The sequence below is a fragment of the Ancylobacter amanitiformis genome (genome assembly GCF_030814815.1).
GTDB lineage: Bacteria > Pseudomonadota > Alphaproteobacteria > Rhizobiales > Xanthobacteraceae > Ancylobacter > Ancylobacter amanitiformis.
On sequence record NZ_JAUSVR010000002.1, the window covers coordinates 522,707 to 531,348 of the forward strand.

At 68.3% G+C, this 8,642-nt stretch carries 4 protein-coding genes; 2 read left to right on the top strand and 2 right to left on the bottom strand.

The features are described 5' to 3' along the window. Window positions 1-40 precede the first annotated feature (40 nt). Entirely contained in the window at window positions 41-3,055 is a 3,015-nt protein-coding gene (locus QOZ99_RS05450) for an Rne/Rng family ribonuclease (protein WP_306888960.1), read from the bottom strand. Between the two features lie 903 nt (window positions 3,056-3,958). Between QOZ99_RS05450 and QOZ99_RS05455 the strand changes: the two genes are divergently transcribed. Both QOZ99_RS05455 and QOZ99_RS05460 read left to right on the top strand, forming a co-directional pair. Further along, window positions 3,959-5,287 (top strand): N-acetylmuramoyl-L-alanine amidase, encoded by a 1,329-nt coding sequence (locus QOZ99_RS05455; protein ID WP_306888961.1) that lies wholly within the window; start codon window positions 3,959-3,961, stop codon window positions 5,285-5,287. A gap of 94 nt (window positions 5,288-5,381) precedes the next feature. Further along, on the top strand, window positions 5,382-7,820 hold the full coding sequence (locus tag QOZ99_RS05460) for a penicillin-binding protein 1A (RefSeq protein WP_306888962.1): 2,439 nt from the start codon (window positions 5,382-5,384) through the stop codon (window positions 7,818-7,820). Between the two features lie 80 nt (window positions 7,821-7,900). On the opposite strand, the gene QOZ99_RS05465 is transcribed toward QOZ99_RS05460, so the two are convergent. Beyond that, window positions 7,901-8,518 carry a glutathione S-transferase family protein gene (locus QOZ99_RS05465; protein WP_306888963.1) on the bottom strand — a complete coding sequence of 206 codons (618 nt, stop codon included), beginning with the start codon at window positions 8,516-8,518 and terminating at the stop codon, window positions 7,901-7,903. Window positions 8,519-8,642 lie beyond the last annotated feature (124 nt).

An 8,642-nucleotide genomic window follows, 5' to 3' on the forward strand; every position in this document is an offset into this window, starting at 1 on the left:
GTGAGGCGGGGCGTTCCTTGTCGTCAGACGAAATCGCGCGTCACTCGCCGAAGATCTTGCGCTGCCACCAGCCGGTGCGGCGCGGGCGATCGGGGTCGTCCGCCGGCGGGGCGTCCGGGTTCGCGGTCGCGGCCTGCGTCTCGACGGGCGACGATTCGGCCGGGGCCGCCTCGTGTTCCGCTTCCCCGGCAGGCGCGTCATGCGCCAGCGGGCTTTCCGTCGCAGCAGCTTCCGTGACCGCAGATTCGACGCTCATGGCTTCGAAAGCCGGAGCGTCGACAACCGCCGGCTCGCCCGGTTCAACCGCCGCCGTCTCGCCCGCAACCGCGTCCGACACGACGGCTTCCACCGCCTCGGCTGCGATCACCGGCGCACGTTCGCGCACGGTGGAGCGGCGACGGCGCGGCTTGGGCTCCGCCGGCTTGGTCTCTTCGGGTTTAGTGTCTTCGGGCTTGGCCTTTCCAGACTTGGCCTTTTCAGGCTTGGCTGCATCCGGCGTGGCCGCCGCGGTGGCGGGAACCTCGGCCGCTGCGTCCCCGGCGACAGCTTCCTCGGTGGCCTTGGCGCGCGTCCGGCGTCCACCACGACGGCCACGTCGCGGCTTGTCGTCCTCGGTGGGTGCTTCCTCGGCGGGTGCTTCCTCGGCTGCGGGAGCGTCGACAGGTGCGTCGACGACAGGCGCGTCGACGAGCCGGGCGTCCTCCGTCGGGGCGTCCTCAATCGGGGCTTCGGTCGACACCGGCCCCGCGTCAACGGACGCGACGGGCTCGGAGGAGGCTGTCGCCGTTTCCGCGAGTTCCAGCGCCTGCTCGGCGGCTTCGCCGGCAACCGGGGCTTCGGCGGTCACGTCCGCCGCCGCGACATCGGTCTCGCCGGATTCGAAGGCAACGAGCTCGCGGCCTTCGCCATCCGCGGCGTCGTCAGCCTCGTCGCCGTCATCCTCGAACTCGGCACCTGCGGAATCGGCATCGCCCTCGCCGGAACCGTTCTCCTCCGGGCGATTGCCGTTCGGGCCGCCGCGCCGCCGCCGCCGCCGCCGACGACGACGACGGTTGCCGTCGCCCTGTGCGGCCTCGCCGGCCTCGCCTGCCGCGGGGGGCGCCTCGGGACGGCTCTCGCGAACCTCTTCCTCGACGACCTCCTCCAGCTCTTCCGGCTCCTCGGCAGCCACCGGCTCGATCTCGTCTTCCGGCTCGACGACCAGTTCGGGCGGGCGCGGCATCGGGATCGGGTTGGCAATCGCTTCGCCGCGATCGACCGAGAACGGGGTCAGCCCAGTCAGCGTCGGGTCGGCGCTAATGGTGATGACCACGCCGAACCGCTCTTCCAGCTCGTGCAGATGCGCGCGCTTGTGGTTGAGCACGTAGAGCGCGTTCTCGGTGCGGGTGCGGACCACCAGATTATAGGCGTTGGACCGCTGCAGCGTGTCCTCGGCGGCGCGCAGCAGCTGCAGCGCGACGGAGGGCGAGGAGCGCACGTGGCCGGTGCCGCCGCAATGCGGGCAGACCTCGGTGGAGCTTTCCAGCACGCCGGTGCGAATGCGCTGGCGGCTCATTTCCATCAGGCCGAAATGCGAGATGCGGCCAAGCTGGATGCGCGCGCGGTCGTTCTTCAGGCAGTCCTTGAGCTTGCGCTCGACCGAGCGGTTGTTGCGCTTCTCGTCCATATCGATGAAATCGATCACGACGAGGCCGGCAAGGTCGCGCAGGCGCAACTGGCGGGCGACTTCTTCGGCCGCCTCCATGTTGGTCTTGAGCGCGGTATCCTCGATATTGTGCTCGCGGGTCGAGCGACCCGAGTTCACATCGATGGAGACCAGCGCCTCGGTCGGGTTGATGACGAGATAGCCGCCGGACTTCAGCTGCACCTGCGGCAGGAACATCGCGTCGAGCTGGCTCTCCACCCCGAAGCGGGTGAATACCGGCTGCAGGTCCTTGTAGATCTTCACGTTCTTCGCATGGCTCGGCATGAGCATGCGCATGAAGTCCTTGGCCTCGCGATAGCCCTCCTCACCCTGGACCAGAACCTCGTCGATGTCCTTGTTGTAGAGGTCGCGGATGGAGCGCTTGATCAGCGAGCCTTCTTCATAGACCAGCGAAGGCGCGGTCGAGCCCAGCGTCAGTTCGCGCACATTCTCCCACAGGCGCAGGAGATATTCGAAGTCGCGCTTGATTTCCGGCTTGGTGCGGTTGGCGCCGGCGGTGCGCAGGATGACGCCCATGCCCTCCGGCACCTCGAGGTCGGAGGCGACTTCCTTCAGCCGCTTGCGGTCCTCGGCCGAGGTGATCTTGCGGGAGATGCCGCCGCCGCGCGCGGTGTTCGGCATCAGCACCGAGTAGCGGCCGGCGAGCGACAGATAGGTGGTGAGCGCGGCGCCCTTGTTGCCGCGTTCTTCCTTCACGACCTGCACCAGCATGATCTGCCGGCGTTTGATCACTTCCTGGATCTTGTAGGTGCGGGCGCGGGTGCGCGGCGCGGCGCGCTCGGGCACTTCCTCCAGCGCGTCGTCCGAGCCGACTTCGTCGACGATGTCTTCCTCGCCGGCGATCTCCTCGACCTCGCCGCCGCCGCCTTCATCGTCCGAGGACGGCCGACGCCGCGAGCGGCGGGCGGGGGCGCGCTCGGTCTCTTCGCTGGTCTCGCCGGAATCGTCGGTAGCGGCCTCTTCGGAGACGGTCTCATCATCGCCGGCCGACTTGGCGGCGCCACGACGGCGGGAGCGGGCCTTGGGCTTCTCCTCGCCCTCGTCCTCGGCGTCCTTGCGCTGCTGGCGCTCTTCCTCGGCGAGAAGCGCCTGCCGGTCGGCGACCGGGATCTGGTAATAGTCGGGATGGATCTCGCTGAAGGCGAGGAAGCCATGCCGGTTGCCGCCATATTCGATGAAGGCGGCCTGCAGGGATGGTTCGACCCGCGTTACCTTCGCGAGATAGATGTTGCCGCGCAGCGGCTTGCGGTTGGCGGCCTCGAAGTCGAATTCCTCGACTCGGCTGCCGCGCACCACCACCACCCGGGTCTCCTCCGGGTGGGTGGCATCGATGAGCATCTTGTTGGCCATTGAACTCTCATATGCGGCAGCGTCGACGTCGCAAGGGACGCCCGACGATCGGGGCCGCGCCTGTAAGCGGTGACCGAAAACCGGTCAGGGAGGTGGGAATAGGGAAGCCTTGCCTGGCCGACGCGGTGCTGGGGGAACCGGCCTGACGCTGCCCGGCGGTCACATGCACGACGGCGGAGACCGTCCCGCACATGTTCCGCACTTACCGGCTGACGCGTCATCGTATGGTGCCGTCCATTTCCTCGACCGAACAGGACAAGCCGCGACCGCGGGCGATCCGGCTCAAGGCACATGGCGGCGAAATCCGCGGGCGCGCCCGACACGAAGCAGGCGCCTTATGCCGCGTCCGATGCCCGTGAACGACGTCGGCCGGGCGCGATTCCGAGGGCGAATGGAGCGCGATGGCTCACGGCACGGTCACACGCCCTTGCGGGTCCGCCCCAGGTCCGCCCCCTCGGGGACAGGTCGTCATGGGGCCGATCGCCATGGGCCTATCGTGACGGTGCCGGGCATCCCCATTGCTGGATCGCCCAACGCCGACGGGCCGCGCAAGCCGGACGTCAAGCGAGCGACCCGGAAATGCGAACCATATGCATGCCCTTAATAGCGGCATGCGTGACGATTTGGCAAGGATTGCGTCTCCATCGCGTCCCAGATCGCGCTGGATCCGATTGCGCCGCGCCCGCGCGCTGTGCAACGTCCGTCAACGGCGCGTTCTGTCGACGGCGGGTGGTGATCGGCGCGCGCGGCGGGCCGCACTCCGTCGATCTGCCCTTCGCCGATCCGCCGCCCGCGGTCAACGAAAGGTTAACCGTCGGTTCCTAATGCATATGAAGCGGCCCAACTCTGGGCCATTTCGCCGCCTATGCCCGACACGCGCCAGCAGGAGCCGGACAACAGACGATGAAGTGGCGTGACGCGACGATCGGTGCGGTGCGGGCATTGCCGGCGCTGGCGTTTCTGGTGCTGGCCTTTCTGGTGCTGCCCGGGGCGGGGCGGCAGCCGGCGCTGGCGCAGGAACCCGCCGTGGCCACCGATGCGCGGCTGGCCGGCGATGGCGAGCGCACCCGTCTCGTGGTCGATCTCTCGCGCGCCGTCCCGCTGGGCGCCTTCACGCTCGCCGACCCGTATCGCGTCGTGGTGGACGTGCCCGATGTCATCTTTACCCTGCCGGCCTCGGCCGGGCAGCAGGGGCGGGGGCTCGTCACCGCCTATCGTTTCGGCCTGTTCGCCCCCGGCAAGGCACGCATCGTGCTCGATGTCTCCGGCCCCGTGACGATCGACAAGGCCTTCGTGCTCGAACCCATGGAGGGCCAGCCGGCACGCCTCGTCGTCGATCTCGTCAAGACCGACCGCACCACCTTCCTCAAGCATGTCGCCGCGCCGCTGCGCCGCGCCGACGAGCCGCCCGCGCCGAAGTCCGAGGCCTCCGCCGCCGGCGACACGCGGCCGGTGATCGTCATCGACCCCGGCCATGGCGGTATCGATTCGGGCGCGGTGAACACCGCCTTTGGCGTCAACGAGAAGGACGTGGTGCTGGCCATCGGCCGGCAGCTGCACCAGAAGCTGGATCGCACCGGCCATTATCGCGCGCTGATGACCCGCCAGGACGACACGTATGTCGCGCTCGGCCAGCGCGTGCGCTTCGCCCGCGAGAGCGGGGCGCAACTATTCATCTCGCTGCATGCCGATTCGCTCTCCGCCCGTGACGGCGGCGTGCGCGGGGGCACGATCTACACGCTCTCCGACCGCGCCTCCGATGCGGAAGCCCAGCGCCTCGCCGATTCGGAGAACAAGGCGGACATGATCGTCGGGCTCGACCTGTCCGAGGAGCCGGCCGACGTGGCCGGCATCCTGTTCGACCTTGCCCAGCGCGAAACGCGCAACTTTTCCGCCCAGTTCGCCCGCACCCTGGCGGGCAACGTGTCGGAGACGGCGCGGCTGCACAAATCGCCGCTGAAATCGGCCGGCTTCAAGGTGCTGAAAGCGCCGGACGTGCCCTCCGTGCTGTTCGAACTCGGCTATCTCTCGAGCGCCAAGGACCTCGAACTCATGACATCGCCCGAATGGCAGTCTAATGTCACCGACGCCATGGTGGCGGCCATCGAGGCCTATTTCGCGGCGCAGAAGCCGGGCGAGGCGCATCCGGGCGCCGTGCCGGCTGGCATGGATCGTACCGCCGGCGAATCCGCGGGCGGTGCGAAGCCCGGCCCGGCCGCGATTAGGCCATAGTTGCCCCCCACACGGGGACCCGGGCGACGTCAGGTAATCGGACACGCCGCGCTTGTCGCGCGGCCGCTGTCCCAGCTTTAGGGGGCACGGCCGCATGCGGCTGCTTCTGCGGTTCTTGGGCTTTATGTTCGCCCTCGGTACAATTGTGTTTGTCGTCGGCGGCGCGGTAGCCGGGTACTTCGTATGGAAGTTTTCCCAGGACCTGCCGGACTACACGCAGCTCCAGAACTACGAGCCGCCCGTGATGACGCGCATCCACGCGGCGGACGGCTCGCTGCTGGCCGAATATGCCCGTGAGCGCCGGCTCTATCTGCCCATCCAGAACATTCCCGCCCTGGTGAAGGAAGCCTTCATCTCGGCGGAGGACAAGAATTTCTATTCCCATGGCGGCATCGACGTGACCGGCATCGGCCGCGCCGCCTATGCCTTCCTGCAGAATTACGGCTCCGGCCGCCGCCCGCAGGGTGCCTCCACCATCACCCAGCAGGTGGCCAAGAACTTCCTGCTCACCAACGAGGTCTCGTTCGACCGGAAGATCAAGGAAGCGCTGCTCTCGCTGCGCATCGAGCGCACCTACTCGAAGGACAAGATCCTCGAACTCTATCTCAACGAGATCTATCTCGGCATCGGCTCCTATGGCGTGGCCGCCGCCTCGCTGCTCTATTTCGACAAGTCGGTGGCCGAGTTGAGCATCGCCGAGGCGGCCTATCTCGCCGCCCTGCCGAAGGGTCCCAACAATTACCATCCGTTCCGCCGCCACGAGGCCGCCGTCGACCGCCGCAACTGGGTGATCGATCGCATGGAGGAGAACGGCTACATCACGGCCGAGCAGGCGAAGGAAGCCAAGGCCACCGACCTCACCGTCACCCTGCGCCCGACCGGCGCGCATATTTTCTCGGCCGAATATTTCGCCGAGGAGGTGCGCCGCGAGATTTTCGAGCGCTATGGCGAGGACAAGCTCTATGGCGGCGGACTCTCGGTGCGCACCACGCTCAATCCCCGGCTTCAGCAGGCCGCCAAGAAGGCGCTGCTCGACGGGCTGACGCGCTATGACGAGCAGCGCGGCTGGCACGGCGCCGTCACCCGCATCGATACCGGCGGCGACTGGGGCACGCGCCTCGCCGATGTGCGCACCTTCACCGACATTCCCTGGCGCCTCGCCGTGGTGCTGGAATCGGATGCGCAGAGCGCGCGCATCGGCCTGCAGCCGCAGCGCGACCGCTCCGGCGTGCTCGCCACCCAGCGCGATCTCGGCGTGATCACCGCGGACGGCGCCAAATGGGCGGTGCGCGGCAACAAGCAGGGCGTCGCCAGCGTGCTGAAGCCGGGCGACGTGGTCTATGTCGAGCCGGTCGACGGCAAGCCGGACCAGTGGCGCCTGCGGCAGGAGCCCCGCATCGAGGGCGCGCTGGTTGCGATGGATCCCTGGACCGGCCGCGTGCTGGCCATGGCCGGCGGCTTCTCCTTCGACGAGAGCCAGTTCAACCGCGCCACCCAGGCCCAGCGCCAGCCGGGCTCCTCCTTCAAGCCCTTCGTCTATGCCTCGGCGATCGATAATGGCTACACGCCCTCCAGCGTGGTCCTCGACGCGCCGTTCGAACTCAACCAGGCGGGGCAGGCGACATGGCGGCCGGAGAACTATTCCGGCAAGTTCTATGGCCCGCAGACGCTGCGCTTCGGCCTCGAACAGTCGCGCAACGTGATGACGGTGCGGCTCGCCAACGATCTCGGCATGCCGATCATCGTCGATTACGCCAAGCGCTTCGGCGTGGTCGACAACCTGCTGCCGGTGCTCTCCATGTCGCTCGGCGCCGGCGAGACCACCGTGCTGCGCATGGCCGGCGGCTACTCGATCTTCGCCAATGGCGGCAAGAAGGTGAAGCCGACGCTGATCGACCGCGTGCAGGACCGCTACGGCAAGACCATCTACAAGCATGACGAGCGGGAATGCCGCGGCTGCGACGCCGCGCAGTGGCAGGACCAGCCCGAGCCGACCCTGATCGACCGTCGCGAGCAGGTGCTCGATCCGATGACCGCCTATCAGATGGTGGGCATGATGGAGGGCGTGGTGCAGCGCGGCACCGGCACGGCGCTGAAGGCGCTCGGCAAGCCGGTCGCCGGCAAGAGCGGCACCACAAACGAGGAAAAGGACGCCTGGTTCGTCGGTTTCACGCCGGACATGGTGGTGGCGGTCTATCTCGGCTTCGATACGCCAAAGCCCATGGGCAAGGGCTCGACCGGCGGCCTCATCGCCGCGCCTGTCGTGCGCGACTTCATGCAGGTGGCGCTGGCCGACCGCCCGGCCGTGCCGTTCCGCGTGCCGCCGGGCATCAAGCTGATCCGCATCAACCCCAAGACCGGCCTGCGCGCCGGCCCGGGCGAGAACTCGATCCTCGAGGCGTTCAAGCCCGGCACCGCGCCGCCGGACAGCTATTCGGTGATCGGCGCCAGCGATTCGTCGGGCCGCGCGCTCGGCGTGACGCCGGAGGCCGACCGCGCCATCGGCGGCAGCGGCACCGGCGGGCTATACTGACGCCCGCCCGCCCCGCCGTCGCCCGCCCCGCCGTCGCCCGCCCCGCCGTCGCCCGCCCCGCCGTCGCCCGGACCGCCGCCTCAGCCATCATAGGGGGCGGCGCGAAAGGCTGGCAGCGCTTCGGCGCGGGCGGTGAAGGCATCGAGCGCGGGGAAATCGCCCGCGCCGACCATGTCCGGCAGCATGTTGCGCGTGAAGGTGAAGGCCACGGCGGTGGTGATGTCCGCCTGCGAGGGGCGATCCTCCAGCAGCCAGCCCGACCGGCCGGCGACGTCGTCGTCCAGCAGGCGGCAGGCTGCGAGAAGCTGGCCGCGCACGCGCTCGATCCAGGGGGCGTGCTGCTTCTCCGCCGGGCGCAACTGGTGCTCATAGACGATCTGCACCGCCTTCTCGCAGGTGGCGAGCGCGAGGCCGACAATGCGCTGGTGTTGCGCGTGCCGGCCGATATCCCCGGGGACCAGCGAGCGCGCCGGATGGGCCAGCCGCTCGACATGTTCCAGGATCAGCGTCGACTCCATCAGCACAACGCCGTCATCGGTGACGAGCGTCGGGGCCTTCACCACCGGGTTGATGCCGGCGAAATGGTCATAGTGACGGAACACCGAGACCGATTCGTGCGTGAAGGGGAGATCGAGCAGGGTGAGCGAAATCGCCACCCGGCGGACATAGGGCGAATCGAGCATGCCGATGAGGCGCATTGGCCAGTCTCCATTTGAGCGGAGCAGCCTAGGAGACATACCCATAAACGGGCTTCCCCGCGGGCCGGGGTTCTGATTCATTGATCTCAGCCCTGGAGGTTGAGATGGCTCGCTTTGACCTGAC